This window comes from Variovorax sp. J22P240 (genome assembly GCF_030316855.1).
Taxonomy (GTDB): domain Bacteria; phylum Pseudomonadota; class Gammaproteobacteria; order Burkholderiales; family Burkholderiaceae_C; genus Variovorax.
In genome coordinates, this window is record NZ_JASZYR010000016.1 from 86,964 (window position 1) to 113,135 (window position 26,172).

A 26,172-nucleotide genomic window follows, 5' to 3' on the forward strand; every position below is an offset into this window, starting at 1 on the left:
CATTTCGCCCATGCAAAAAATCCAACTCGGTCAGAGCGACCTCCACGTGACGCCGATCTGCCTCGGCACCATGACCTTCGGTGAGCAGGTCAACGAACCCACCGCCCACGCCATCCTCGATCGCGCACTCGAACGGGGCGTCGACTTCATCGACACGGCCGAGATGTATGCAGTGCCGGCCCGCAAGGAAACCTTCGGCGCCACCGAAACCATCATCGGCAACTGGTTTGCCAAGAACCCGGGCATGCGCCGGAAGATCGTGCTGGCGACCAAGGTGGCCGGGCCGTCGCGAGGCATGCCGTGGGTGCGCGAAGGCGGCGGCATGACGGCTGCCGACATCGCCGCCTCGTGCGAGGCCAGCCTGAAGCGCCTGAAGACGGACGTGATCGACCTCTACCAGATCCATTGGCCGGAACGCAATGTGCCGGCCTTCGGCGCGATCTATTACGACCCGACCAAGGAACGGTCGGAGACATCCATTCATGAGCAGCTCGAAGCGCTTGGCAAGCTGGTGCAGGCCGGCAAGGTCCGCGCAATCGGCCTGTCCAACGAGACGCCGTACGGCGTGCATGAATTCGTGCGCCTCGCCGAGCAGCATGGCCTGCCGCGCGTGGCGACCGTGCAGAACGTCTACTGCCTGATCAGCCGCGCTCTCGAAAACGGCCTGGACGAGACGATGCATCGTCTGGGCGTCTCGCTGCTGGCCTATTCGCCGCTGGCCTTCGGCCTCCTGACCGGCAAGTACGACCAGAGCGGCGTCGAAGGCCCCGAAGCGCCCAAGGGCGCGCGCATTTCCAGCTACGAGTCGGTGCGCAAGCAGCGCTGGGGCCGGCCCGACGCGCTCGCCGCCGCGCGTCGCTACAACGCCCTGGCGAAGGATCACGGCCTCACGCCGGCCCAGCTGGCGCTGGCGTTCTGCTACACCAAATGGCAGGTGGCGAGCACCATCATCGGCGTGACCTCCGTGGCGCAGCTCGACGAAGACCTGGACGCCTGGGGCACCCGGCTGTCGGCTGAACTTCTGGCGGAGATCGACAAGATCCGCTGGGAACTGCGCGACCCAGCCGCTTGACCGTTGCGCCGTGAGCAAGAAGACGCACGTCTCCGAAACGCCCGCAACGCAGTTGTTGCGGGCGAACGGGGTCGCGTTCACCGAGCATCCGTACGAGTACCTCGAGCACGGCGGTGCGCAACACAGCGCCGAAGTGCTAGGCCTCGACCCGTTCACGGTGGTCAAGACGCTGGTGATGCAGGACCAGGACGCCAAGCCGCTCATGGTCCTCATGCACGGCAACCGCTCGGTATCGACCAAGAACCTGGCGCGGCAGATCGGCGCCAAGTCGGTCGAGCCCTGCAAGCCCGAAGTCGCCAACCGGCACAGCGGCTATCTCGTCGGCGGTACGTCGCCTTTCGGGACGCGGCGCGAGATGCCGGTGTACATCGAGTCGTCCATCCTCGAATTGCCGAAGATCGCGATCAACGGCGGGCGACGCGGCTATCTCGTTGGCATCGACCCGCAGGTCTGCGTCAAGCTGCTCGGCGCCAAGACCGTGCAGTGCGCGCTGGCAGAATAGCCGGCTGCCTCGGCCGAGGCGTGCCGCCGGGTTTGCCGGCCCGGAGACACTGTGAGTTCCTATCTTCCCTCGCTGATCGCGATCGTCCTGTCCTACCTCTTGGGTTCGCTGTCCTTTGCGGTGATCGTCAGCAAAGTCCTCGGCATGGCCGACCCCCGCAGCTATGGCAGCAAGAACCCGGGCGCCACCAATGTGCTGCGATCGGGCAACAAGGGCGCTGCGCTGGCGACGCTGCTGCTCGACGCACTCAAGGGCTGGGTGCCGGTGTTCGCGATCCAGCATTTTGGCCAAGGCTTCGGCATGGGACACGGCACCGCGGCGGTGGCCGGTCTCGCGGCGTTTCTCGGGCACCTCTACCCGGTGTTCTTCGGCTTCCAGGGAGGCAAGGGTGTCGCGACCGCGGCCGGTGCGCTGTTCGGCATCGACTGGCTGCTGGGCCTGGCGACCGGCAGCACCTGGCTGATCATCGCCGTCTTCTTCCGGTATTCGTCGCTGGCCTCCATCGTGGCGGCCTTCTTTGCTCCAGCCTACTATCTCATCGGCGGCGAGATCGCCTGGCCGCTGGATCTCACGGTGCTGCTGGCGCTGGTGTCGATCAGCCTGCTGCTGATCTGGCGGCATCGCGAAAACATCCGCCGGCTCGGTGCCGGCACCGAGTCGAAGCTCGGCTCGAAAAAATAGGAACACCTCATGGCATCCATCCAACGCTTCCACGTCGGCCCGCGCCTCAGCGAGACGGCAGTGCACAACGGCACGATCTACCTTGCCGGACAGGTGCCCGACGACACCTCGCAGGACATCCGCGGCCAGACTGCGCAGGTGCTCGCGATGATCGATCGCCTTCTCGCGGAGGTGGGCAGCAACAAGTCTCGCATCCTGATGACGCAGATCTTCCTCGCCGACATCTCCGAGATCGTCGCGATGAACGAGGTGTGGGATGCGTGGATTCCCGCCGGCAACACGCCGCCGCGCGCGACGGTGCAGGCCGCCATGGCCAACCCGGCCTACAAGATTGAGATCGTGGTGACCGCTGCGGCGGCCTGAGTCGTTAGAAGCGCTTTTCCAGGACCATTTGGTCCGCATCGCGCCGCATCGAGAAGCGGCTGATGAAGCTGTTGCCCAGCAGGACGAAGGGCATCGGCTCCTGGGACACGATGGCTTCCACGTCGTAGACCTCCACGTCGCCGACGCGCACCGAATTCAGGCGCACCCGATAGGCCTGCGTGACGCCGTTGGCGGTATTCATTCGAACCGGCTGCCCCTTGGAGAAGTCGAGGCCGATGCGCTGTGCGTCTGCCGCCGACATCGCCACGGTGGTGGCGCCGGTATCGAGCATGAAGCTGACCGACCGTCCATTGATCGCGCCCTGGGCCATGAAATGCCCGCCGCTCGAAACCGGCAGCACGATGCGGCTGCCCCCGCCGCCGGCTGGTCCACTGCCGCCGATGCTCACCGGCGTGTCCATGCGCAAGGCCACGCGCTTGCCGCCGGCCTCGACGGTGGCCTGTTCGCCCTGAAGCGACACGAGCTTCACCCCCTGAAAAGTCTCGCCGACCGCCACGGTCTTCGGCGCGGCGCCGTCGACGATCAGGATCGCGCGACTGCCGATCGTGCCGGTGAGCGTCACCGATTGGGCGTGCGCGAACGTGCAGGCTGCGGCCAGCAGCAGGGGAATGAGCGCCTTCATCTGGCGCCGCTCAGTCTCTGAAATTGTTGAAGGAAAGCGGCATGTCCGGCACGTCCTTCTTGATCAGCGCCATCGCTGCCTGCAGGTCGTCGCGCTTTGCGCCGGTGACGCGCACCGCATCGCCCTGGATCGCCGCCTGCACCTTGAGCTTGCTGTCCTTGATCAGGCGCTGGATCTTCTTGGCGGTCTCGGATTCGATGCCGTTCTTGACCTTGATCACCTGCTTGACCTTGTCGCCGCCGATCTTCTGGACGTCGCCCTTGTCGAGAAAGCGCACGTCGACGCTGCGCTTGGTCAGTTTGGCGCGCAGGATGTCCTCGACCTGCACGAGCTGGAACTCGGCGTCGCCGATCAGGGTGATTTCCTTGTCCTTGAGTTCGACGGCGGCCGCGGTGCCTTTGAAGTCGAAACGCGTGGCGATTTCCTTGGCGGTGTTCTCCACTGCGTTCTTGACCTCGGGCAAGTTGGGTTCACAAACAGTGTCGAAAGACGGCATGAAGGCTCCGGCAGCAACGGAATTGAATGGGCCACGCGCAGTGGCGCGTGGCGTGCGAATGCGACAATTCTCCCATGATCGTGGAGCACAACGTACCGCTGCAGCAGCACAACAGCTTTGGCATCGTCGCACGCGCCCAGCACCTGGCGCGCATCACCGGCGAGGCCGACGTTGCCGCGTTGCTGGCCGACGCGCAGTGGCACGCTGCACCTAAGTTCGTGCTGGGTGGCGGCAGCAATATCGTGCTGACAGGCGACGTCAAGCCGCTGGTGCTGAAAGTCGAAATCAAGGGGCTGAAGCTCGTCGAAGAGACCTCGCGCGCATGGATCGTGGAGGCCGGCGCTGGCGAGGCCTGGCACGACACGGTGCTGTGGGCGCTCGAGCAGGGCTATCCGGGCCTTGAAAACCTGGCGCTGATCCCCGGCACGGTGGGAGGCTCGCCGGTGCAGAACATCGGCGCCTATGGCGTCGAACTGCAGGACCGCTTCGATTCGCTCGATGCGATAGACCTCGAGACCGGCCGCACCTTCACGCTGGACGCGGCCCAATGCGCCTTCGGCTACCGGGATTCGGTCTTCAAGCACGTGGCCAGCGGTGGCAACGATTTCGGACTGGCGGGGCGTGCGCTGATTACGCGCGTGCGTTTTCGCCTGCCCAAGCCATGGAAGCCGGTGCTCGGCTATCTCGACCTGGAACGCAAGATGGCCGAAACCGGCAACTTCACCCCGAGCGCCATGGACATCTTCGACTGGGTCTGCGCGATCCGGCGGGCCAAGCTGCCCGACTGGCGCGTGCTCGGCAACGCCGGCAGCTTCTTCAAGAACCCAACCGTGACGCCGGAACAGTGCGCCGACATCATTGCCCGCGACCCGAAGATCGTTCACTACCCCATGGCCGACGGCAGCATCAAGCTGGCGGCCGGCTGGCTGATCGATGCCTGCGGCTGGAAGGGCAAGTCCGTGGGCAATGCGGGCGTGTACGAGCGGCAGGCGCTGGTGCTGGTCAACCGGGGCGGCAAAGCCAACCCCGTGACCGGCGGCGAGGTGATGACGCTGGCCAAGGCGATCCAGACCAGCGTGTACGAGCGCTTCGGCATCCGGCTCGAGCCGGAACCGGTGGTAGTTTGACTCGCCCCCCAGTCTTCGCGCACTTCGTGTCGCTTCGCCCACCCCCTTCCGGGGGCAATACCGGCGGCCCGGCCAAGCCGGTTCCGCGGTATTCCTGGACGTGGGCGTCGGCGCTACTTGGGCTCGTCGTTCTTTAGTTGGGGCAGGGACGCGCCCTGCGTCGCCGACAACAAGCCCGCCTGCGTATAGATCGCCAGCTTGTCACGCGTATCGACGATGTCGAGGTTGCGCATCGTGAGCTGGCCGATGCGGTCGGCCGGCGAGAAGCTGGATTCGCCCTTTTCCATCGTCAGGCGCTCCGGCTTGTACGTGAGGTTGGGCGACACGGTGTTCAGGATCGAGTAGTCGTTGCCGCGGCGCAGCTCCACGGTGACTTCGCCGGTGATGGCGCGCGCGACCCAGCGTTGCGCCGTCTCGCGCAGCATGATCGCCTGCGGGTCGAACCAGCGGCCCTGGTACAGCAGACGGCCGAGGCGGCGGCCGTGGTCGCGGTATTGCTCGATCGTGTCCTCGTTGTGGATGCCCGTCACCAGGCGTTCGTAGGCGATGAACAGCAGCGCAAGGCCGGGTGCCTCGTAGATGCCGCGGCTCTTGGCCTCGATGATGCGGTTCTCGATCTGGTCGCTCATGCCCAGGCCGTGACGGCCGCCGATGCGGTTGGCTTCGAGGATCAGGTCGACGAGGCTCGCGTATTCGACGCCATTGATCGCGACCGGACGGCCTTCGACGAAGCGCACGGTGACTTCCTCACGCTTGACTTCGACTTCGTCCTTCCAGAATGCGACGCCCATGATCGGCTGCACGATCTTCATGCCGCTGTCCAGGTGCTCGAGATCCTTGGCCTCGTGCGTCGCGCCCAGCATGTTGGAGTCGGTCGAGTAGGCCTTCTCGGCCGACATCTTGTAGGCAAAGCCGGCCTTCTGCATGAACTCCGACATCTCGGCGCGGCCGCCCAGCTCGTCGATGAAGGTCTGGTCCAGCCAGGGCTTGTAGATCTTCAGCGCCGGGTTGGTGAGCAGCCCGTAGCGGTAGAAGCGCTCGATGTCGTTGCCCTTGTAGGTGCTGCCGTCGCCCCAGATGTGGACGTCGTCTTCCTTCATGGCCGAGACCAGCATGGTGCCGGTGACAGCGCGCCCCAGCGGGGTCGTGTTGAAGTAGGTCACGCCGGCCGTGGTGACGTGGAAGGCGCCGGCCTGCAGCGCGGCGATGCCTTCGGCGGCGAGCTGCGTGCGGCAGTCGATCAGGCGCGCCTTCTCGGCACCGTACAACATGGCCTTGCGCGGGATCTCGTCGTAGTCGGGCTCGTCGGGCTGGCCGAGGTTGGCGGTGTAGGCGTAGGGGATCGCGCCCTTGTTGCGCATCCAGTGCAGCGCGGCGCTGGTGTCGAGGCCGCCCGAAAAGGCGATGCCGACCTTCTGGCCGGCGGGAACGTTCTGGAGGATGGTGGACATGCTCGGATTTCCGGTTCAGCCGAAGTGGCAGATGTAGCTGTAGGGCTCGCCGCTCACGCGGATCTGAAACGTGGAGTTGCCCGGCACGCTGAACTTTTCGCCCGCGCCCGAGACCACCCAGTCGTCGCTGCCGGACAGCTTGTATTCGCAACTGCCGGCCGTGCCTTCCATGATTTCCGGCGCGCCGGTATTGAAGGTGAGGGTGGACGGCAGGATCACGCCGACCGATTTCTTGGTGCCGTCAGCGAGCGTGAGGCCGTGGCTCACGCACTTGCCGTCGAAATACACGTTGGCCTTGGTCGATACCGCGGCGCTCTGGAGGAATTCGGTTGTGCTCATTGGATAGGAGGGCCTGGCGCTGGTTGCGGTCGGCAATCAGCCGCGCGTCGTTGCAGGACGCGCCCGTGCAGCAATGGTTGGAAAAGCCCGTGATTTTAGGCTTGCCGGCCGGGCCCCCGGCCCCCGTGGGCGATCAGCGCCAGCGGCCGCCCCAGCCGCGCGAATACCCGAAGCCCAGCGAAATGCCGATCGGCGGGTAGACATAGGGCTGCGGATAGGCATAGACCGGTGCAGGGTAGTACGCAGGCGCCGGGTAGTACACCGGAGCGGCCGGCTGCACGTAGACGGGAGCGGGTTGGGCATAAACGGGAGCGGGGGCGCCGCGGCCGGATACGACGATGCCCTGTTCGGGAACCACGTTGTCCCAGTTTTGCGGGCCGTTGCTGGAGTTGGGGCCCTGTACGAACTGCGACTGTGCGAATTGCGATTGCGGCGCCACCGGGGAGGTGGTCGCGACGCCGTAGTCTCCGACCTCGATCGAAATGCTCGAACCGGGCGGCGTGGGAGTGCGGGTCGTGTACTGGCGACCGGCGTACTCGTAGGTGACGTCGTAGCTGGTGCTGCCGTTGGATTCGGTCGCCGGCGAGGCCGAAATGACCCGGGCCAATACCTGTTCCGCCTGGGCGAGAGTGGCTCCTCCCGCCAACGTTGCCAGCACCGAAAGTGCGGCGATTCTGCGAACTATCTTTGTATTCATCTGAAACTCCTGGGTCGGGGCGCCGAGCCCCACGCAACCGTGGTTGGATGCGCCCGGGCGAATTGGGTTCAACCGTTTACACAACATGGCTTTCCCGGCTTTTCCATTGGGCGGCATCGAACCCTGTTGTAACGCCGGCCTCGGAGCCCCAGTTGACCACGGGGCGCTTGATCAGGCTCGGGTTGGCGAGCAGCACCGAGCGCGCCGATGCGGCGTCGACGACGGCCGCGCGGGTCTCGTCGTCGAGCCGGCGCCAGGTGGTTCCGCGGCGGTTCACCAGCGCCTCCCAGCCCGGGGCCTTGAGCCACTGATCGAGTTCTTTTTCGGGCACGCCTTCCTTCTTGAAGTCGTGGAATCGGTAGGCGACGCCGTGTTCGTCGAGCCAGGCGCGGGCGCGTTTGACGGTGTCGCAGTTCGTTATCCCGTAGAGGACGGGCGTTTCATTGGGGAGAGGCATGGCTAGATGGGTTGGTCAGCTATGAGATGGACTAGTTTCGGTGGTGTAGCGGCACGTAATGTCGATGCGCGCTAGAGTGTTTGTCTTCCCTTACGAGAAGCCCCTTCATTCACTTGAAAGGACTGATCGTGTCTATCGTTCCGCCCCCCGTCTACATCCCAGCCAAGCAAGCAGCGCGGATTCTATGCATGACCCACGAAGCGCTGGCGGTGGCCCGGCACCGATGCAGTCCCGGCTACCCACCCGCCTATCACGTGGGACGCAGGGTGCTTTATCGGCTGGATGAAGTATTAGCCTCCATCAAGCCAATTCCGCGCTGAATGGTCCAATATTCTCAGCTAGGAGAATTGCGCCTAGCGGCGTAAATTAATCGCGCCGGGGAATTGCTTCGTATTCCTATGGTTGACCCGGCATTTAAATGGGTCGGCGTAATTGCTGGCCCATTCTTTCTGGAGAAATCAACATGAGCGCATACGATCCGGACAAGTTGGAATTCTGGGAAGTCTGCAAGCTGGTCAATTACAGCAAGCAGGTTATTTGGGCCGACTTGCGTGACCCAGACTGTCCTCCACTAAAGCCTATCCTGGCCGACGATGGGCGTCCGCTGTTCTTCGCTGGAGTAAAGCTCTACGACAAGTACAAGGCACAGGATTGGGCGCAGAAGTTTCTTGCCTGGAAGGGCGGGGAGGCAGAGCGCAGGAAATTGGGCCGGGAACAAGACCGTCAGAGAATTGCAGAGGCTCAAGCTAAACAGGAGCAGGAGATTGCGGCTGGGAGAGAGATGCGTGCTGGGTTCCGCGCCATGGAAGAGGCGAACCGCAGCAATGCCGAGTTGAACCAAGCGGCAGCTTATGCCAGGTCAGGCACTGACCCGGAAGTCAGGGCCGCTGAACTGGCGCGGTTGAGGTCGATAGGGCTATGAAATCCCATAACGGATTCCTGCCCAACCTGCATACCAGCCTGAAGCTAGTCCGTGCCCGCCTGGAAGGCGAGGGTCAATTCCGCCGTGTTGTGGAAGAGACGTTCAAGGTCGTCGGCTTTGAAGTGCTAGACGGTAAGTGTCTACCTGTCACGCCCACCGGGTCGTTTGCTCCTGAGGATGGCTATTTATATGCCCTATTGGACACGGACGACAAGAACTATTTTGATTTGCTCACCCGCGTGCAATATAGCAGCTATAAAGAATGGGTCGCCCCTCTGTGGGCCGCTCAGTCGAATCAGGACTAGTCTGCTTCCCGGAGTGCTCCCCTCTCGGAGCATTCCCGAAAGCGGTATTGCACCGCCATTCTCGTAACTTGTAGCAAAGTAACAGAAGGTCTCTGGAATGTGACCCTCTTTCGGTCCAGCAATTCCGCAGGACAAAAGACGCCCCTAGTACAGGCAAAGAAATACCCCTGAAGCGTTACCAGCGCGACAGGGGCTAAGGGGTTTTTGCTATGCAGTTCTACTATCGGCCCGATTCGGGCAAAAGTAAAGGACTTTCGTCTGGCCTTATTGGGAGGTCAGCATGACCTCTCCATTTGACAAGCCGCCGTTGGTATCGGTCGACAAATTAGTACCCAAGCGAGGTCTGTTAGAGATACCTGAGCGCCCGCTGATAATTCTCCGGGATATGGTTCAAGTGGAGCAATATCAGAATTGGTATTTCACTGACCGCGGAGCACAGCCCGGTGATTTGGATGCTTTGAAAACGAGATGGGTATTGATCGACCCCGACGACAGAGGGTGGTATTTCAGTCACGGAATTAACGATTTTCTGGTGCGTCACAGGTGGGCAATTGCGGGGACGATCTTGAATGCCTTTGGTCAGCCCATCCGAATGCCCAATGGCTCCCCGATTGTCCAGGTTCGTTTCCTCGACAAGCCTCAGGAGAAAGTCAAAGGCGGAGGTTGGGTAGCTATCACGGACCCGAAAACACTCAAGGAATCGTGCCCCAAAACGTTGTTTCCCAAGGGCTGTCCTCCGTTCGTCCACTTCCCGCTACGGTTGGAAGGCGAGGGTAGTTATGAGCAGATCATGGAGGTGACCAAAGAGAGGGTCGTCACACATAGCCACGTCGAGTCTCCGTTCAAGGCCGACATCCTCTCGCTGCGCTTCTCCAAGGCAAGCTATCGGGGCAACGCCATCCTCTTGCCGGTCACCGCCTGTAGCGGCACCGCCGGGTTTTCCAGCAGTCGGAACGGCATCAACATTGTTCACGCCACGATCCCGCCCGAAGACTACGACTTCCGCCGTGTCCGCAATGTGATTGCTTTCGACTCCGACACCGCCAACCGAAAGAATGACGATGGAGATGACGAGCCGGTGAACGCCAATGTCCAGCGAGACGAGGAGCGATTTGCGGCCGGGCTGAAGTTCAGCATGAACTGTTCCAACGTCCTTCAGATGCGTCTCCCCATGCGCGAGGATGGCGGTAAGCAGGGGCCGGATGACTTCTTGGCGGCGCGGGCTGGCGACCCCACGGACCTGCTCAATTCATTGCTGGCGGACCCTGCGACGGAGCCAGAAAAAATCAAGGTCTACGTGGGTCAAGGCGCGTTAACGCCGTTGGCGATGGAGATCGACCGCCAGTGCGTTTTCATCCGGGATAGCAATCGCATCGCGGAGCAGTCCACCGGCATCCTGCGAACTGACAAAGACGCCCGGTTGCGGTGGCGAGAAGTCAATCTGACGATCAAGATCGGCAAGCTGGAGCGGAAGGTCTACGGCCTGGATCAATGGATGGACTCCAGGCTCAAGACGCAGGCCGACTCCGTGGTCTGGGAGTACGAAGGCGAGACGCTGATAGAGCAGGGTGACCGCGTTTTGTTCAACACGTATCGAAGGGGCGAAGCTCCTTGGCCAGAGGCAGCGGAGAGGCTGAAATACAACCCTCTCGTCGAGTTGTTCGAGTCGGTCATCCCCGAAATCAAGCATCGCAACATCTTTCTGCGCCAGTTCCGACAAGCGAAGTTCACCAATATCCCGCTGGTCACTTACCCGGTCCTCATCTCGTCCCTGCGCGGGGTCGGCAAAGGCACCATAGGACGGGTCGTCAAGCGCGTGATCGGCGCGGCGAACGTCTACGACACCGTCACCGAAGACGACTTCGATGGCCGGTTCAATGCCCAGACGAAGAACAAGCGAGTGCTGATCGCCCCCGATCTGAAGCTGTCTCCGGCGCGGAGGACACGCGTCAGCGGCACGATCAACGTGCGCGTCGGAGATGGCGTGGCCCGTATTGAGCACAAGGGGGTGGATATCGCCAGTTCTACCAAGGTTAACGAGTGGCTCCTGGCGTTTGTTAACAAGGCCAGTGACGCCCCCCAGGACGGCCCTCAAGATCGCCGGAAGGTGCCGATCCCGGTCAACCCACCCCCCGGGCGGGCCATCAACTCCGCGCTGCTTCGCCGGGTGAATCTGATCGTGACCGCCCGGGAGCCAGGCCATGAGGCGTTCGTCAACGACTTCATGTTGTACCTCCGGGATGACGTCGCGGAGGAGATGGAGGACGGCCAGCGGTTCGACTCGTGGCGACCGACCCCCGACACCGTCCCCGGCCTGGAGGTGGATCGGTTCGAGTCCTTGAACCCGATAGAGCAGACGGTCATGGCGGCACTGGACTTTATGTGCGAGGTGGACGAATCCACCGGCAAGCCCCGCTGGGATCAGAAGCGCGTCTGGACCATGGAGCAGTTTATGTTTGCCGCCACCGGAGGCGTGCCCTTTGCGACATGGCGCAGCGCGGCAGACTCTTCTGTAGCCGGAACGCCCCGGCGGGAGCCTGCGAGTCTGCGAGGGGTCTTCAATAATCTGAACGTCATCAATTCGCGGGATGCCTCGTGGACCGATCCCGACGGGGTGGTCCATGTAATTGCGCTCGATCCCAAGTCGGGTCGAGTGGGTATTGCTAACCATTCCGCCAAGCGGTCGAACGGCTTGGTTTACATACCGTGCATGGAGGCTCTTATGGTGCAAGGGAGGCTATTGACCAGCGCGGAGGCGTTCCGCGAATCGCAGAAAGAACCCCCATTTGTAGTGCCGCAGGAGTTCAAGGAGACCAAGTATTGACTGGAGAAAATAGGAGGGATCGCGGGGGGAAGAATATCCCTCCTAGGCGAAGCCTCCTACGGGCGGTCGAGGGAGATAGGAGGGATAGGAGGGATAGGAGGGATAGATAGGGTTTCTCGCGGACGGAAGGGTTTTAGGTTGCCTGGGGGGGTAAATAGACCCCCTATAGCCGGATAAAAGAAGCCTCCTATCCTTCCTACCTCCTATATCCCTCCTATCGGTCACCATAGTTACAGGAGCCATGAAATGGATGTAGTTATCAATGAAAATGACTGGGCTTTCAGTGATTACACTAATCACCGGTGTACGCTGGCAGAGGTAGGCACCCCCAAGCCGCCCGACCGGCAATTCGCCCAGAGATTGGCCCAGGCCCACGCCCCGGCGGCCATCAATAAACTGGTGAAATTGCTTGATAGTGAAGATGGGGCCGTCGCCATCAAAGCGGCCCAAGTTCTCTTGGATAGGGGCTTTGGCCGTCCAGATCAAACAGTTCATCAAGACAACACGAACAGCGTCATTGTCGAGATGCCCTGGATTACCGCCCAGCGACTGGCCTATCGCCTGGAGAATCGCGTGGCGGAGGATATCGTGGAGAACAGCCCCGCCGAATTGGAGCGCCTGAGAATGGACAAGAAGGGCAGCTAACTAGCCTCAATCCTAGTCCAGTCAATGGTAAGTCATTGATCTTCCAGGCTTACTGTGAAACGCCGGGGAACTGCGTGAGCCGAGGCGATACGGCTGGGCCTGTATTCCAGCCGGGCTGTTGCGATCAGGCCTGTAATTCCCAGCCAATCGACCGGATATCAGGTCAACCTTGCCCCGGTCAGGTCGCTGCCAGGCCTCATGCTCACATGCCGTGGCGTCGGCATGCGTGGGCGATCGCAGCATGTGCTTCGGCGGCGGGTGGGTGGCCTGTTGGTGGGTCTGCTGTACAGACTTCGCAAGCGCCCACCCTAAAAACATGGATGGTGGTTCGCGAGTCCATCTTTGCAATCACCCACCCCGCGCAATCTATCTATTTTTTAACTTACTGTTGTTCAGTTCCACGTACAAACTAATTCCTGCTTCGGCCGCGCTTTTAAGCGGATGTTCCCTACAGAATTTGTCCATCCAAAGATAAATCGAGGCCGCATCCACTCCTTGGAGCACATCTACCTTGGATTGTGATGACGCCGCGGCCAGTCCGCTGAGGTAGCCCATCAGCCATGATTCATTGCCATACCCTTGGTATGTACCCTTGTCGCTAACCCACGATCCGCAGGAGCGAATTCCAATGCCTGTCTGAGGGACTTGAGCCTGGACGCTGCCAGACGTCAGGCCTATAGACGTCACAAGCCCGAGCGCAATCAGTCTAGTCTTCATGCCGTTCTTTCATCTGGCGAGGTGAAACGTTTCCTCATTGTTGAGGCTGTAGTCGTCCTCCCACTGGACCTTGAACATGAACAACTTGGTGTGTTCTTCTTCGGCGATGGTCGCACTGATCTCAAATTTCGCCCCTGGCCGCAAGATTGGGTAGGGAAGCAGCTTGTCCGCATACTTCTTTTTGAGAATGTAGCCGTCTGACGATTCTGCCAGGCGCACTTTCCTCGCGGACGCTTGACCGTCGTTGAGGAAGACTAGCTTGTGGATTCCAAGGCCGCGCACGCCGTCGAACCCTAGACTTATCCTGGCCCTCTTGCTCACAACAGCCCGTTCTTCTTGCTCGGCAAGCAACGCCTTGTTCAGCTTGTCCTGAACCTTCGCATAGGTCGCGGTGCGCCAAGCGGACCATGCCGCAACCAACAGCGCGCCCACGGCGATCACGTCGCTGATCGACACTGATGCCTGCGCCCACCACGCTGCGACTTCTGCCCCGGTCATTTCTTGCCTTTGGCAAGCTCCTCAAATAGCACCCATCCGCCCGTGGATACTCTTTTTAATGGATTTGCACGGCAGTAATTGTCCATCCATAGATATATGGATTCTGCATCAATAGAGCTCAGCAAATCCTTTTCCGACTCGACAGCCATTCCGGATAGATATCCCACAAGCCATGCGGAATTGACGGCGTCTTTGAGTTTGAGTTCGGCACGATCTTTGATCCACTCTCCGCAAGACCTCCCACTCATGATTGTCACGGCCGACGCGCTACCACACGCCATTGCCGCTGCCAGCCCCAGTGCAATCAGTTTCGCCTTCATTTCTTCTTTCCTTTGTCTATTCAGATGCGGGGAATTCCTTATTCCCTCGCGCTAGCCTCTAGCGTAGGAACGGGCGATAATTGGAAATGCCCGCCGCCGAATTAAATTCGCCAATTGAGCCATCCGACGAAATGATGGATGGGTCAATTGAGCCCAACCCTCAATTAGACCAGACCCAACCCGGTAGTGCACTCCCACTGGCCCTGAGGTCGCGTCATTTACCGCGCCTTCGTGACGATCTCCACGCTGGGGGCTTCGGTATGTTGACGGCGGTTCCCGCCCCGATTCCCCGCCGGGCTCGTCCACCCAGGAGACCCAAATGACCCCCGATCCAGCCGCTGCCGCTCGCCGTGCCTACAACGACTACCGTGACAGTGAGGACTCACCTCCATTGCCGCCCACCTTCGACCTGCTGGACCCGGCGACGCAGGCCGAGTGGGTGAGCGTCCACGCGCAGGGCGGGGACACCGTCACCTTGTTCGACCGCATCGCTGAGCATTGCGGGGCCTAGCCGTGAGCGCCGAAGACGTAGCCCAATGGCTCTCTACGGCCCACCTCCCGGGGGCGGTGAAGCGTTGGCGATCACTCACGCCGTACGAGCAGGACTTGATCGCGCTGGAGGTTGCCCACTGGGAGCGCGTACGGGAGGGGCACCGGGAGCGACCAGACATACTCCCACCGGCTTTTGGACACACTCCACGTCCCAATGGCCCCGCGACGCATACCGGCCTGCCGATGCCGTTCGCCCCGCCTGAAAAGCACTCCCCGCACGTCACCCCGGAGATGGCCCGTCACGGGGACAAGGTCTATGAAAACCTTGAACGTGAAGTCATGACGGCCGCGTTGCAGGACCGCATGGGGATCGACGCCCAACTACCCTTGGATCCGCCCACGCTCCGCGACAACATCGAGGCGGCCTGGACCGCCCGTGCCCCTGAGGAGACTTGACCATGCCCCCGCTCACTTCCACCGGATACGACGACTTCCTGCCCCAAGCTGGACCGGCCATCCCCGACCCGTCAGAGGGCAATATCGCGTTGGACCTCCAGGCGCGTCGGCTGGCCGCGAGAAAGCAGGCCCTCGTGGATCAGGCTAAGCAAGCTCAAGCGCTCAACCAGAGCCTCCAAGGCCAAACGATCAGCGGCGGGCCAAAGTTCACGGACATTTACGTCCCCGCGCCCAAGCTGGCTGGGTTCCTGCCCATAGCTCAGCAGGCCGTCCAGCAGTACCAACAGAAGCTGCTCGACGAGGACACCAGCGCGTACGACAAGACCATGTCGGCTGCTGCTATTCAGCATCTGAAGAGCAAGCCGTCTGAGGATGCTGATGAAAACACGAAGTTGGCCTGGGCGCAGACCGGCTCCCAGTTGCCTGTCTTGAAGTCGGTGATGGACGCCTACATTGAAGACCAGATCGTCAAGCAGCCGGGGCGGCAAGCTACTCAGGCCTTTGAGCGCAGGAAGCAAAGCGAGACGGAGCGCCATAACAAGGCCATGGAGGGCAAGCCAGCCAATCCGAACTACCTGCCGATCTTCAACAACCAGACCGGCGCGTTGACCGGCAGCTACGACACTCGCACGCGCACGGTCTACGACGCCAACGACCGTCCCATCAGTGGCCCCGGAGTCAGCCTGCCCGCTGGTACCACTACCACCGCCCCTGCCTCCAGCGTGAGCAAGGGTCCTTCGGTGACGCATCAGGTCAGCGAGGGCAAGGCCCAGGAGAAGGTCGCCAACATCGACACGATCCTTGGCTACGTCCGTCAGGCGTCTCCTGCGGTCGATGAAGTTAATCAGGGGGTCAAAGGGGCAGCGAAAGACCTATGGACGTTGGCGAAGGGCGACAGCACGGCAAGCACGCGGGCGAGGGATGCGTTGAACGTGTTCGCAGAAAACCTCAAGCCGTTCTACAACCGTCCACCCGGCGATCCCACGGCACGTGAGGTGGCTGCGTGGGGCAAGGCAATGGGCGACCTCAACCGGGCCATTGCGAACAAGGGCAATACCCAGGCCGCGATCAACGCGCTGGAGTCGATCATGCTCCAGCAGCGCGAGCGCCTGACGGGAGAGGCCACTGAGCCTGAAAGCCTTCGCGGCACCCTAGAGCGCGTCATTGCTCAACGTGGAGGTGAGCCTACCGGCTCATTCGACCCCGGCACCGACCCGTCCAAGTTCGACATTGCGGACCCCCTGGAGCGTGAGATGGCCCGCCGTGCCTACGCCAACCAGCAGAAAGCCAAGAAACCGGCGACTTCCTCTGGCGGCTGGTCCTCTCGCAGACTGGACTGAGCCATGCCTCGCTTTGAAGTGACCGCCCCGGATGGCTCGCGGCATGAGGTGACCGCTCCCGAGGGCGCATCTGAGCAGGACGCCATCAGCTATGTCCAGCGCACTTACACACCTGCCGACGTGCCTCGCATTGAGATCCAGGGCACCTCGGCTGACGAGCCCAAGAGCCTTCGTGACACGATCATTGACGCAGCGTCCACCGTAGGCGAGGGGGCCAAGCGATTCGGCGGGGGCGCTGTCACGGGGGCTCAGAACTTGGGCGCTGGTTTGGTGAAGGGCGCAGGTCACTTGGGTAATGTCGTCGCTGCTCCCTTCCAGCTAGGTCAAGACTACCTACAGGGCAATCCTCTGGGTACGGCGCATCGGGTGGCCTCGGAAACCATTAACGCCGATACGGCTCGGATGGCTGCTGATCCCGAATCGCTCAACTTCGGTGTCGGCAGCGCCACGCCAGAGATGGTCATTAGTGGTGGTCCCATTGCCTCCGTAGGCACTCGCATTGCCACGCAACTTCCTGCCCTCGGTCGATATGCGCCTGCCGTGGGGGACATCCTCGCTAACGCTGGCTATGCCGGGGGTAAGGCGGAGGTTACCGGAGGCGATACGGAGCAGAGCATGTTAGAGGGCGGGGGTGGCGCTGCGGCGGGTCGTGTCCTCGTGCGTACCTTGGGAGGCATTAAGCCGCTGCTCTCCGAAGGTGCTCAGGCGCTGGCTGATCGAGGCATTACCCTGACTCCCGGTCAGATGTTCGGCAAGGTCGGCATGGCCGCTGAGGATTTGGCTGCTAACTTGCCCTTCATTGGCGGGACCATCGACCGTGCTCGGGCCAGAGCCGCCAGCCAATACAGCCGAGCCGAGGTCAATCGCGCCGTCGAGGGCATTCCTGGCTCCACGAAGAAGATGGGCGAGGACGCGGTGGCCGAGGCGAACAAGTTCATTGACGATGCCTATGAGCGCGTCAAGAGCCGCGTGTCTCTGCCGAGCGACGCTGGAGAGCAGGCCATACGCGAGGCGGGGCAGGCCGTGCAAGCTATGCCGATGTTGGATCCTCAGCAGGTTGCTCGGGTCGGGGGCTACGTCGAGCAGCGCATTTGGCCGCATATCCGGCGGGGTACGGTAGACGGTGACACGTTCAAGGTGATCGACAGCGACCTGGGCAAGCTCATTCGCCAATACCGATCTTCATCCAATGCCGCCGACCAGCACATGGGTGATGCCTTCGCGGAGGTTCAGTTTCGATTGCGCCACGCTCTACAAGGCTCAGACGCGACTGCCAAGGCAGAGTTGGCCGCGGTCAACACCGCTTATCGCAACATGATCCCCGTCGAAGATGCTGCTAGGCGGGCTGCTGGAAAAATTGGGGAGTTCACGCCGACTCAAATGGCTCAAGCCTCTCATCGCACCGGCATCAAGTTGGAGGGGGAAGCGGAGGCATTGAACCGAGCAGGTCGTGAACTCATCACGTCCAATCGCCCTCTGGCGCGCACTCTCGCACGTGTCGGTATTGGAACGGGTGGAGGCGCGGCGGCGGGCATAGCTCACATGGCGGGTGTTCCCGGAGCAGGCGCCACCGCCGCTATTGCAGCTGGGGGCATTGCTGCGACCAAGATCGCCGCTGAGTTGGCCTACAACCGGCCCGCTCTGGACTTCGTGATCCACGGTCTGAGCATGAGTCCGAGGGTTCCTCCCAACGTCTCCCGAGACATCGCGAACATGAACCCCGTACAGGCCGCTGAGCATATTCGGCTCATGTCGGAGAAGCTGCCCAGCTTCGCCCAGGTCGTGAGCCAACTCGGCCGAGCCTATGCCTCTCAGCAAGGAGAAACCCAATGACCGCGACCATCGGCAAGACTGTTGACGGATTACCCGTTCGCGCAAGCGTCATCGGTGTGCAAAAGAGATACATGAACCCGCCTAGCAACATGTACGTGCAGGCTAACCGCTACGTCTCCGGCGAACCCATGCCGCAGTACATCACCGGCGACTTCAGCGAGCGCACGTTGCAATCGCTGATTACCAACGTGCTCCCGTACGCCCGCATCCATGGTGTCCCCGGCCCTGACGAGATGCCGCCCGGTCTCTCATCGCCTTTGACTCCGCTGGAACGCCAATGGTTGACCGATATGTTGGCTGCGGAGGCAACACCATGACCGCCACTATTGGCGCCCCCCGCGCTTCCAGTAATCCGTATGACCCCAGCGACCCGCTCTACAACACCGACCCGGGCATGAGCAACGTCACCTATGCGCCACCCATTGGCGATATTGCGCTCTGGAAGCACGTGCGTAGTCATTTGTTGACCTACGCTCGCGAGCAGGATGCGCCCTTCGTCGCCGGTGTCGTTCTTGTCGGCATGAATGAACCCTTGACGCCAGAGCAAGCGGACTTTCTGAACCAACGTTTCGGAGTGCCGACATGAGCGATTTCTACAGGCCCACCCAACTCCCCATCGGCTTTGAGGATTGGTCTCCCAAGGCGAGGCAGCAGCTAGTTGCGGATGAGGTTCACCGTCTGCTCGACGCGGTGGGCTACTTCGACAAGAAACCGGAATCGAAACAGGACCGCCAAGATGCCGTCAAAGATCACGACAAAGCAGAGGCCACCCGGATTGCCGCTGAGATTACGGCTCGACTAGACCGCAGCGACAAGGGGAAGGACGATGGCGAAGAGTAAGCCTGAGGAGCGCACCCTGGTGGCGTACTTGGGTGCTTACATGGCTGCGGGGATCGTCTACACACTTCACCTGTATCGACTCCCCATTGGCCTGTACGAGAGCGAGTTGCGGTTCACCCGTTCGGATGGCTACATGGCCGGAGCTATCGCCCCGCGCTTCTATGACTCCGACCTACAGGCCGCCAATGGCGAGCGCCGTCTGCTGCAAGACTATCTCACGAAGGGCATGGGCTCGCTGCCCGAGGATATCTTGACGCTCCACTACGGCGACTACAAAGTGGACGATCACATCACGGTCGTGGTCGATCCCGAGATGCAGTCATTGGAGCAGTGGTCCAGTGCCGTGGCGGATAAGGTCATTGCAGACGCAGCGAAGCCTGAGCTATGACCAAATGTCCCCGGTGCGGTGAACTGTTCACCTCCCTGCTCGTGTTCGATAAGCATCGAACAGCTCAGCAGCGCTGTCTCACTATCGGAGAGATGCGTGGCATAGGCCTGTACAAGCGGTCGGCTGGGAATTTTTGGATCGACCGTGGCGGGATGATCACGACAAGTGACTACGGTCGGAAAGTCGGCTAGCTCGCGGACGGTAGACCGGCGAGAAGGCGACCGGGCGGGCGACCCTAAACAGGCTCGGGAAGGGGTCTAGCGGCCCCTACGGGACGCGAACGGCGATTTTGGCTCCTACCCTACGTCCCCGCGATTCGATCGCTCTACGGGGCTCTAATCCTACCCGCTGGTAGAAGTCCTACCCATGGGTAGAACAGGGCTCACAGCGGCCTCATCTTGTCGTTACGCGCCATGACGTGGGTAGGCTTTACCCATCCGGTCAGGTCCATCGTGAATTTGCTTCTGATGGAATCCAAGTGGGTCTTGCAAGCGAACGGTACACCGTCCAACTCGAAGTAGGTCCAGTTGCCGGTCGTATGGCTAGTAAGACAAGCCAGTAGGGACCGCCCGTTCAACGAAACTCGACTGTCTTGATAGTTGGATATGGGTTTGTCCCAGTAAATCAGTTCCCAAGTGTCGCCCTGGGCGTTCTTCAGGATACGGTCGGACTTGTGTCCAGCCCACTTATCAGGGATGGGGGTGTTCATATTTGGCTTCAGGGTAGCGTTTCGTCGAAGCCCCGAATTCTCTCGCGGCCCATTTACTGCGGTCTACCGATTTCGTCTGGACCCCACGCGATGCCTAGCTGGTTAGCCGAACGCCTTGGTAAGCAGAAGCAGGACGAGGCCGAAGAACACGGTCCACAGGCCCTTCTTGATTTCAGGCCGGTGCTCTTGCCAGAACTGGCGAGCCCAAGGGGTCCTGAAGGTGATGATGAAGATGCCGCTATTGGGGTCGCCCTTGTACGGCTCGCCGTCCCACAGCTTCGTCTTGACCCGCTTGAACCAAGTTGCCATCGCTACCTCTTGCGTTGTTGTGATGGCTCCAACGATACGAAATAAATCACGTTCAGCAAATTGCTCTTCTTGGTTTTCCGTCAGGACGATTCGTCTCGGCAACGAGACGATTCCCATGTGCTGGACCCCACGCGAAAGTCAAAGCGCCAGCGCAGCCTTCACCGCGTCCACGCTGACGTGTCCGTAGTGCTTCTGCGTCGTCTGGATCGTGCGGTGGCCGAGCGCCTTGGCGACGATGGACAGCGACACGTTCTTATTCACCAGTTCCGACCCAAAGGAACGCCGCAGGTCATGCACGGTCGTGTGCGCCTTGATCTCCGCCATCTCCAGCACCCGGGCGAACGCGAATGACGGCTCCACGAGATGCCCCACGCTGGATTTCTTCGGGCTGGGGAACACCCAGGGGCTACGTTCGGTTACGGTCGCCGGGGCGGCGACGGTATCGAGACGTTTCCGCAGGATATCGACAGCCTCCGGGCGCAGCCCTATCTCCATGGCGTAGCCTGATTTCGACTTGGCGGCGGGGATGATCCACATGCCTTCGTCCAGCGACATCTCGTCCCAGCGGGCGCTACACAGATTGCCCCAGCGAACGCCGGTCAGGAGCAGCAGCCGGAAGAAGTCGCTCACGTAGGTGGTCGTGAACTCCGGGGTGTTGAGCGCATCGAGAAACGCAGCCTTCTCGGCGGCAGTGAGCACTCGTCGCCGGGGTTCGGACTCGACCAGATCGACCAGCTTGGCGGTGTTCTTGCCCGCGTACACCTCGCGTTTCTCCGCGTAGTTGAACAGCGCCCGTAGAGCCTTCAGCGCTCGCGTAGCTGCTGCGAAACCTCTCTCAGCGGTGATCTCCCTCTGTCGGTCCTCGATCATCACCCGCGTCAGGGCGGACAGGGGCCGGTCGAACCAGTCGGAGTACACGCGACCGAAGATGTCCTCAGCCCAGAACCATTGCTTTTTCTTCTCCAACTTCAGCTTCGCCGTGTAGTCGTCGAGCAGCGCCTTGATCTTGGGCTCCTTCTCGGGCTTGGCGCGGCCACCCTCGATGGCCAATTCCTTGCGGTAATCCTCTGCGGCGGTCCGCGCCGCTTCGAGGTCTACATCGGGCAGCTTGCCGAGCGCCTTGCGGATCGGCTGCTTCTTGAGGGGGTCCCAGCGGTAGTAGCCCCAGCTACGGTGGAGGGCGGACACGTACAGGTAAAGGTACTTGGTCGTGGTGTCCTGATAGTCCCCCGGCGGCAGGGTGAAAACGCTGGCGGGAGTGAGCTTTTTCTGGATAGTGGGCATGGCTAGAAATGCAGCTAGGTGTTGACGTTATCGGAATCAATACCATATAACGAACTCAGTCACCTCGTCCCCCCATTTCCCCCTGTAGACGGTTGTGAATGTTAGCTAGGGAAATGTCCAGAAATGTCTACACATTGTCGCAGTTCGGAATGCCATAGAGCGTTGTCATCCGCCGATGATGCCCGCGGCGCGGGTCGGCGACAATTCCGGGCTCCATGAAAACCCTCGCAGACTGGCTCTCGCACGCCGAGCGCCTGCACCCCAAGAACATCGAACTCGGCCTCGACCGGGTCCGCACGGTCGCCCAGCGGCTGGGCCTTTCCTTCGACTGTCCCGTGATCACGGTGGCGGGCACCAATGGCAAGGGCTCGACCTGCGCCATGCTCGAGTCGATCCTCACGCATGCGGGCTACCGCGCCGCCGTGTTCACCTCGCCTCACCTGGTGCGCTTCGAGGAGCGCCTGCGCCTGTCCGGCGAAGCTGTCGACGGGACGGAACTGGCCCGGCATTTCGAAACGGTGGAGCAAGGCCGCGGCGAGGTCGCGCTGACCTACTTCGAGTTCACCACGCTTGCCATCCTGCTTTGCATCGCGGCGAACAAGCCGGATGTCGCCATTCTCGAAGTCGGCCTCGGCGGTCGGTTGGATGCGGTCAACATCGTCGACGCCGACTGCGCCGTGATCACCAGCATCGACCTCGATCACATGGATTACCTCGGCCCGGATCGCGAGAGCATCGGATTCGAAAAGGCAGGCATCATGCGCGCCGGCCGGCCGGCAGTCGTCAGCGACCCAGTCCCGCCGCAGCGCGTGATCGACCACGCCAACGCGATCGGCGCCGATCTCTGGCTGGTGGGGCGCGACTTCAATGTGTCGGGTGACAAGCAGCAATGGGGCTGGAGCGGCCGCGGCCGGCGCTACAGCGGGCTGGCTTACCCGGCATTGCGCGGCGCGAATCAACTGGTCAACGCGGCGGGCGTGCTGGCGGCGCTGGAATCGCTGCGGCAGCGCTTGCCCATCACCGCGCAGGCGGTGCGCAACGGATTGGCGATGGTCGAGCTGCCGGGGCGCTTCCAAATCGTTCCGGGCGAGCCGACCCTGGTGCTCGACGTGGCGCACAACCCGCACGCGGTCGCGGCGCTGGCTGAGAACCTCGACGCGATGGGCTTCTACCCGACCACCCACGCCGTCTTCGGTGTGATGTCGGACAAGGACGTGGCGCCCATGTTCGCGCGCATCGGGCCGATGATCGACCGCTGGTACTTCACCGATCTGCCGACCGAACGCGCCGCGAAGGCCGATGATCTGCTCGCCCGCTGGCAGGCGCAGAACACGCGTTCCGACGTGGCTGGCAGCGTGCACCGCGCGCCCATGGAGGCGCTGCAGGCGGCCATCGATCGCGCCGACCCCACTGATAGAATCGTGGTCTTCGGATCGTTCTTCACCGTGGGTGGTGTGCTCGAGCACGGAACACCCCGTCTGCGAGCCAGGCACTTGTCTCCAGGCTCCTGAAAAAGCCCTGATTTCCGGCGCCCCTCCACCTCACGCTGCACTCCATCAGGAAAACGAATTTCATGGCGTTCTTCAAGTTCCGCGCACGCGGTCCTCAGGGCAACGAAGGGCGAAACAGCACGCTCGCCGCACCACCGGCGGAGAGCGTCGAAGCGATGCGCCGGCGCGCCCGTCATCGCCTCGTCGGCGCCGCCGTGCTCGTGCTGGTCGGCGTGATCGGCTTCCCGCTGCTGTTTGACACCCAGCCGCGTCCCGTCTCGGTCGATATCCCGATCGAAATCCCGGACCGCACGAAGGCCAAGCCCCTTGCATTGCCTTCGTCGTCCGCTCCGGCTGCTGCGAGCGGCGCCAACACCGGTGCAAGCAGCGCGCCTGCCTCCGGCGGGGGCATGATCACCGAGTCCGCGGACGGCACCGAGATCCCGTCGGGCAAGCTGGCGCCGTCCGCACCCAGCGTCGAAGCCAAATCCGAACCGGCGCCCGAAGTGAAGCCTCCGCCGAAGGCGGAGGTCAAGCCGGAACCCAAACCCAAGCCCGAAGCCAAGGCTGAAGCCAAGCCCGAGCCCAAGCCGAAGCCGGAGCCCAAGCCCGCAGCGCCCAAGCCGACGCCCGCCGACGACGGCGACGGCGACCGCGCCCGCGCGCTGCTCGAAGGCAAGGGCGCATCCGCCACCTCTGCCAAGCCGGCCGCCGCAGCTGACGAAAACGGCCGCTTCGTGGTGCAAGTCGGCGCTTTCGCCGATGCCGACAAGGCCAAGGAAGTGCGCCAGAAACTCGAAAAGGCCGGACTCAAGACCTACATGCACGTCGCCAAGACGACCGACGGCGAACGCACGCGTGTGCGTGTCGGACCCTTTGGCACGCGTGCCGAGGCTGACCGTGCTGCCAGCAAGGTCAAGGGCTTGTCCTTGCCGGCGGCCGTCCTCAGCTTGTAGCCAGCGCTGACCGACGTGGCCCTGCTCGACTGGATTGCTGTCGCGCTGCTGGTGGTTTCGATGCTGCTGGGACTGGTGCGGGGCCTGGTGTTCGAGGTGATGCTGCTGGCGGGCTGGGTCGCTGCTTTTCTGTGCGCGCAATGGTTGGCGGAGGACGTGGGCCGGTGGCTCCCGTTCGGCGATCCGGCTGCGACGTGGCGCTATGCGGCAGGCTTCGTTCTGGTGTTCGTGGCGGTGGCGTTCAGCGTGGGGATCGTGGCGTCGCTGACGCGCAAGCTTGTCGCCGCAATCGGGTTGCGGCCGGTGGACCGTGTTCTCGGCGGCGCCTTCGGCGTGGTCCGCGGCGCGGTCGCGTTGCTCGCCACGGCGGTTGTTGTTCATTTGCTGGCGTTGAGCGACAGTGCCTGGTGGCACGAATCGCGAAGCGCCATTGTTCTCGATGCGGCATTGCAGGGCTTGAAACCCGCTTTGCCTGATAAGTTGGCAAGCTACCTGCCCTGAGAGGATCGCTTCATGTGTGGAATCGTCGGCGTTGTCAGTAACGCTCCCGTCAATCAACTTCTTTACGACGCCTTGCTGCTCCTGCAACATCGCGGGCAGGATGCGGCGGGCATCGTCACGCTGCTGGAGCGCAAGTTCTTCATGCACAAGGCCAAAGGCATGGTGCGCGACGTGTTCCGCACGCGCAACATGCGGGGCCTGCCCGGTGACGTCGGACTGGGCCAGGTGCGCTATCCCACCGCCGGCAATGCCTACAGCGAGGAAGAGGCGCAGCCTTTCTATGTGAACGCGCCCTTCGGCATCGTGCTGGTGCACAACGGCAATCTCACCAACGCGCATGCGCTGCGGGCGGAACTGTTCTCCACGGATCACCGCCACACGAACACCGAGAGTGACTCCGAAGTGCTGCTCAACGTGCTCGCGCATGAAATCGACCGCGCGACGCGCGGCGGTGCACTCAATTCCGCCAACCTGTTCGAAGCGGTGCGCAATGTGCACCGGCGCCTGCGCGGCTCCTACGCAGTCGTGGCGCTAATCGCCGGACACGGCCTGCTGGCATTCCGCGACCCCTACGGCATCCGCCCGCTCGCGATGGGACGCGGCGCCGACGGCACCGTGATGGTGGCGAGCGAATCCGTTGCGCTCGAAGGATCGGGCCATGTGTTCGAACGCAACATCGCTCCCGGCGAAGCAGTGTTCATAGACCTCCAGGGCCAGGTGCACGCCGAGCAGTGCGCCGATTCGCCCACGCTCAACCCCTGCATCTTCGAATTCGTCTATCTGGCACGTCCCGATTCCGTGCTCGACGGCATCTCGGTCTACCAGGCGCGCCTGAATCTGGGCGAGACGCTGGCCAAGCGCGTGGTCTCGACCGTGCCGCCGAGCGAGATCGACGTCATCATCCCGATCCCCGAATCCAGCCGGCCGAGCGCGACCCAGCTCGCGCATCTGCTGGGCGTTCCGTACCGCGAAGGTTTCGTGAAGAACCGCTACGTGGGTCGCACTTTCATCATGCCGGGGCAGGGCGTGCGCAAGAAGTCGGTGCGCCAGAAGCTCAATGTGATCGCCAGCGAATTCAAAGGCCGCAACGTGCTTCTGGTCGACGACTCGATCGTGCGCGGCACCACCAGCCGCGAGATCGTGCAGATGGCGCGCGACGCGGGTGCGCGCAAGGTCTACCTCGCCAGTGCAGCACCACCCGTGCGCTACCCCAACGTTTATGGCATCGACATGCCGACCAAGGATGAACTCGTGGCGCATGACCGCACGGTCGAAGAGATTCGCGAACTGATCGGCTGCGACGCGCTGATCTACCAGGACGTCGACGCCATGAAGCGCGCCATCGGCTCGCTCAATCCGAGGCTCGACGGGTTCGATGCTTCTTGCTTCGACGGCGTCTATGTCACTGGCGACATCGACACCGAAGCCATCACGCGCATGAACGGCAACCGTCCGCGCGTCGAGGAAACCGAGGAAGACTCGTCGCGCCTCGCGCTGCCCAATCTGAGCTGAAAG

At 62.1% G+C, this 26,172-nt stretch carries 32 protein-coding genes; 21 read left to right on the forward strand and 11 right to left on the reverse strand.

The window, feature by feature from the left end; genetic code table 11:
• The first annotated feature begins 10 nt into the window (after positions 1-10).
• Genes QTI24_RS26530 through QTI24_RS26545 form a run of 4 tightly spaced genes read left to right on the forward strand, consistent with a single transcriptional unit; the run spans position 11 to position 2,618 of the window.
• Positions 11-1,072, forward strand: a complete 1,062-nt coding sequence (locus tag QTI24_RS26530; protein WP_286604432.1) for an aldo/keto reductase — start codon at positions 11-13, stop codon at positions 1,070-1,072.
• 10 nt (positions 1,073-1,082) lie between these two features.
• Positions 1,083-1,574, forward strand: coding sequence for an aminoacyl-tRNA deacylase (locus QTI24_RS26535; protein ID WP_286604434.1), 492 nt, complete (start codon positions 1,083-1,085; stop codon positions 1,572-1,574).
• 51 nt (positions 1,575-1,625) lie between these two features.
• Complete coding sequence (gene plsY / locus QTI24_RS26540) at positions 1,626-2,255, forward strand: glycerol-3-phosphate 1-O-acyltransferase PlsY (protein WP_286604435.1); 630 nt, start codon at positions 1,626-1,628, stop codon at positions 2,253-2,255.
• A 9-nt stretch (positions 2,256-2,264) separates the two neighbouring features.
• On the forward strand, positions 2,265-2,618 hold the full coding sequence (locus tag QTI24_RS26545; RefSeq protein WP_286604436.1) for a RidA family protein: 354 nt from the start codon (positions 2,265-2,267) through the stop codon (positions 2,616-2,618).
• A 4-nt stretch (positions 2,619-2,622) separates the two neighbouring features.
• Here the strand turns inward: QTI24_RS26545 and QTI24_RS26550 are convergent, their stop codons facing one another.
• Both QTI24_RS26550 and QTI24_RS26555 read right to left on the reverse strand, forming a co-directional pair.
• A complete protein-coding gene (locus QTI24_RS26550; RefSeq protein WP_286604438.1) occupies positions 2,623-3,261 on the reverse strand; it encodes a retropepsin-like aspartic protease family protein in 639 nt (212 codons plus the stop codon).
• A gap of 10 nt (positions 3,262-3,271) precedes the next feature.
• A complete protein-coding gene (locus tag QTI24_RS26555; protein WP_286604439.1) occupies positions 3,272-3,757 on the reverse strand; it encodes a YajQ family cyclic di-GMP-binding protein in 486 nt (161 codons plus the stop codon).
• A gap of 74 nt (positions 3,758-3,831) precedes the next feature.
• Here QTI24_RS26555 and murB point away from each other — a divergent pair, with 74 nt between their 5' ends.
• Positions 3,832-4,884, forward strand: coding sequence for a UDP-N-acetylmuramate dehydrogenase (gene murB / locus QTI24_RS26560; protein WP_286604441.1), 1,053 nt, complete (start codon positions 3,832-3,834; stop codon positions 4,882-4,884).
• Between the two features lie 113 nt (positions 4,885-4,997).
• Here murB and argG read toward each other — a convergent pair whose 3' ends face one another.
• The 4 genes from argG to QTI24_RS26580 form a co-directional block, all read right to left on the reverse strand.
• Entirely contained in the window at positions 4,998-6,335 is a 1,338-nt protein-coding gene (gene argG / locus QTI24_RS26565) for an argininosuccinate synthase (protein WP_286604444.1), read from the reverse strand.
• A gap of 15 nt (positions 6,336-6,350) precedes the next feature.
• The gene (gene ppnP / locus QTI24_RS26570; RefSeq protein WP_286604447.1) at positions 6,351-6,674 is read right to left on the reverse strand and encodes a pyrimidine/purine nucleoside phosphorylase; all 324 of its coding nucleotides are present in this window, start codon (positions 6,672-6,674) and stop codon (positions 6,351-6,353) included.
• A gap of 133 nt (positions 6,675-6,807) precedes the next feature.
• Entirely contained in the window at positions 6,808-7,371 is a 564-nt protein-coding gene (locus QTI24_RS26575) for a hypothetical protein (RefSeq protein ID WP_286604449.1), read from the reverse strand.
• Positions 7,372-7,447: 76 nt separating this feature from the next.
• The gene (locus tag QTI24_RS26580) at positions 7,448-7,828 is read right to left on the reverse strand and encodes an ArsC family reductase (RefSeq protein ID WP_286604450.1); all 381 of its coding nucleotides are present in this window, start codon (positions 7,826-7,828) and stop codon (positions 7,448-7,450) included.
• Between the two features lie 463 nt (positions 7,829-8,291).
• Between QTI24_RS26580 and QTI24_RS26585 the strand changes: the two genes are divergently transcribed.
• The 4 genes from QTI24_RS26585 to QTI24_RS26600 all read left to right on the forward strand — a co-directional run bounded on the left by QTI24_RS26585 (position 8,292) and on the right by QTI24_RS26600 (position 12,524).
• Complete coding sequence (locus tag QTI24_RS26585; protein WP_286604451.1) at positions 8,292-8,750, forward strand: hypothetical protein; 459 nt, start codon at positions 8,292-8,294, stop codon at positions 8,748-8,750.
• Positions 8,747-9,055: a hypothetical protein gene (locus QTI24_RS26590; RefSeq protein WP_286604452.1), complete on the forward strand. Its 309-nt coding sequence runs from the start codon at positions 8,747-8,749 to the stop codon at positions 9,053-9,055. Before QTI24_RS26585 ends, QTI24_RS26590 begins: the two co-directional genes overlap by 4 nt.
• 280 nt (positions 9,056-9,335) lie before the next feature.
• The gene (locus tag QTI24_RS26595; RefSeq protein ID WP_286604454.1) at positions 9,336-11,879 is read left to right on the forward strand and encodes a primase-helicase family protein; all 2,544 of its coding nucleotides are present in this window, start codon (positions 9,336-9,338) and stop codon (positions 11,877-11,879) included.
• A gap of 246 nt (positions 11,880-12,125) precedes the next feature.
• Complete coding sequence (locus QTI24_RS26600) at positions 12,126-12,524, forward strand: hypothetical protein (RefSeq protein ID WP_286604455.1); 399 nt, start codon at positions 12,126-12,128, stop codon at positions 12,522-12,524.
• A 726-nt stretch (positions 12,525-13,250) separates the two neighbouring features.
• Here QTI24_RS26600 and QTI24_RS26605 read toward each other — a convergent pair.
• Together QTI24_RS26605 and QTI24_RS26610 are read right to left on the reverse strand one after the other, a co-directional pair.
• Positions 13,251-13,739 carry a hypothetical protein gene (locus QTI24_RS26605; RefSeq protein WP_286604458.1) on the reverse strand — a complete coding sequence of 163 codons (489 nt, stop codon included), beginning with the start codon at positions 13,737-13,739 and terminating at the stop codon, positions 13,251-13,253.
• A complete protein-coding gene (locus tag QTI24_RS26610) occupies positions 13,736-14,059 on the reverse strand; it encodes a hypothetical protein (protein WP_286604459.1) in 324 nt (107 codons plus the stop codon). The genes QTI24_RS26605 and QTI24_RS26610 overlap by 4 nt, the downstream gene beginning before the upstream one ends.
• Before the next feature lie 319 nt (positions 14,060-14,378).
• Between QTI24_RS26610 and QTI24_RS26615 the strand changes: the two genes are divergently transcribed.
• The 8 genes from QTI24_RS26615 to QTI24_RS26650 all read left to right on the forward strand — a co-directional run bounded on the left by QTI24_RS26615 (position 14,379) and on the right by QTI24_RS26650 (position 19,408).
• Positions 14,379-14,570 (forward strand): hypothetical protein, encoded by a 192-nt coding sequence (locus QTI24_RS26615; RefSeq protein ID WP_286604461.1) that lies wholly within the window; start codon positions 14,379-14,381, stop codon positions 14,568-14,570.
• 224 nt (positions 14,571-14,794) lie between these two features.
• Positions 14,795-15,007: a hypothetical protein gene (locus QTI24_RS26620; protein ID WP_286604462.1), complete on the forward strand. Its 213-nt coding sequence runs from the start codon at positions 14,795-14,797 to the stop codon at positions 15,005-15,007.
• A gap of 2 nt (positions 15,008-15,009) precedes the next feature.
• Positions 15,010-16,347 (forward strand): hypothetical protein, encoded by a 1,338-nt coding sequence (locus tag QTI24_RS26625; protein WP_286604465.1) that lies wholly within the window; start codon positions 15,010-15,012, stop codon positions 16,345-16,347.
• 3 nt (positions 16,348-16,350) lie between these two features.
• Positions 16,351-18,180 (forward strand): hypothetical protein, encoded by a 1,830-nt coding sequence (locus tag QTI24_RS26630; protein ID WP_286604467.1) that lies wholly within the window; start codon positions 16,351-16,353, stop codon positions 18,178-18,180.
• Positions 18,177-18,497, forward strand: a complete 321-nt coding sequence (locus QTI24_RS26635) for a hypothetical protein (protein WP_286604468.1) — start codon at positions 18,177-18,179, stop codon at positions 18,495-18,497. Before QTI24_RS26630 ends, QTI24_RS26635 begins: the two co-directional genes overlap by 4 nt.
• Positions 18,494-18,766 carry a hypothetical protein gene (locus QTI24_RS26640; RefSeq protein WP_286604469.1) on the forward strand — a complete coding sequence of 91 codons (273 nt, stop codon included), beginning with the start codon at positions 18,494-18,496 and terminating at the stop codon, positions 18,764-18,766. Before QTI24_RS26635 ends, QTI24_RS26640 begins: the two co-directional genes overlap by 4 nt.
• Positions 18,763-19,020: a hypothetical protein gene (locus tag QTI24_RS26645; protein ID WP_286604470.1), complete on the forward strand. Its 258-nt coding sequence runs from the start codon at positions 18,763-18,765 to the stop codon at positions 19,018-19,020. The genes QTI24_RS26640 and QTI24_RS26645 overlap by 4 nt, the downstream gene beginning before the upstream one ends.
• Positions 19,007-19,408 carry a hypothetical protein gene (locus QTI24_RS26650; protein WP_286604471.1) on the forward strand — a complete coding sequence of 134 codons (402 nt, stop codon included), beginning with the start codon at positions 19,007-19,009 and terminating at the stop codon, positions 19,406-19,408. Before QTI24_RS26645 ends, QTI24_RS26650 begins: the two co-directional genes overlap by 14 nt.
• Positions 19,409-19,790: 382 nt before the next feature.
• Here the strand turns inward: QTI24_RS26650 and QTI24_RS26655 are convergent, their stop codons facing one another.
• From QTI24_RS26655 to QTI24_RS26665, 3 genes are all read right to left on the reverse strand, one after another.
• Positions 19,791-20,117 (reverse strand): hypothetical protein, encoded by a 327-nt coding sequence (locus tag QTI24_RS26655; RefSeq protein ID WP_286604472.1) that lies wholly within the window; start codon positions 20,115-20,117, stop codon positions 19,791-19,793.
• A gap of 102 nt (positions 20,118-20,219) precedes the next feature.
• Positions 20,220-20,543 (reverse strand): hypothetical protein, encoded by a 324-nt coding sequence (locus QTI24_RS26660; RefSeq protein WP_286604474.1) that lies wholly within the window; start codon positions 20,541-20,543, stop codon positions 20,220-20,222.
• Positions 20,544-20,564: 21 nt separating this feature from the next.
• Entirely contained in the window at positions 20,565-21,710 is a 1,146-nt protein-coding gene (locus QTI24_RS26665; protein ID WP_286604475.1) for a tyrosine-type recombinase/integrase, read from the reverse strand.
• A gap of 203 nt (positions 21,711-21,913) precedes the next feature.
• Here QTI24_RS26665 and folC point away from each other — a divergent pair, with 203 nt between their 5' ends.
• From folC to purF, 4 genes are all read left to right on the forward strand, one after another.
• Positions 21,914-23,221 carry a bifunctional tetrahydrofolate synthase/dihydrofolate synthase gene (gene folC / locus QTI24_RS26670; protein ID WP_286604491.1) on the forward strand — a complete coding sequence of 436 codons (1,308 nt, stop codon included), beginning with the start codon at positions 21,914-21,916 and terminating at the stop codon, positions 23,219-23,221.
• A gap of 62 nt (positions 23,222-23,283) precedes the next feature.
• Complete coding sequence (locus QTI24_RS26675) at positions 23,284-24,156, forward strand: SPOR domain-containing protein (protein ID WP_286604477.1); 873 nt, start codon at positions 23,284-23,286, stop codon at positions 24,154-24,156.
• Positions 24,157-24,171: 15 nt separating this feature from the next.
• On the forward strand, positions 24,172-24,657 hold the full coding sequence (locus QTI24_RS26680) for a CvpA family protein (RefSeq protein WP_286604479.1): 486 nt from the start codon (positions 24,172-24,174) through the stop codon (positions 24,655-24,657).
• 12 nt (positions 24,658-24,669) lie between these two features.
• Positions 24,670-26,169: an amidophosphoribosyltransferase gene (purF, locus tag QTI24_RS26685; RefSeq protein WP_286604482.1), complete on the forward strand. Its 1,500-nt coding sequence runs from the start codon at positions 24,670-24,672 to the stop codon at positions 26,167-26,169.
• Positions 26,170-26,172: the final 3 nt, after the last annotated feature.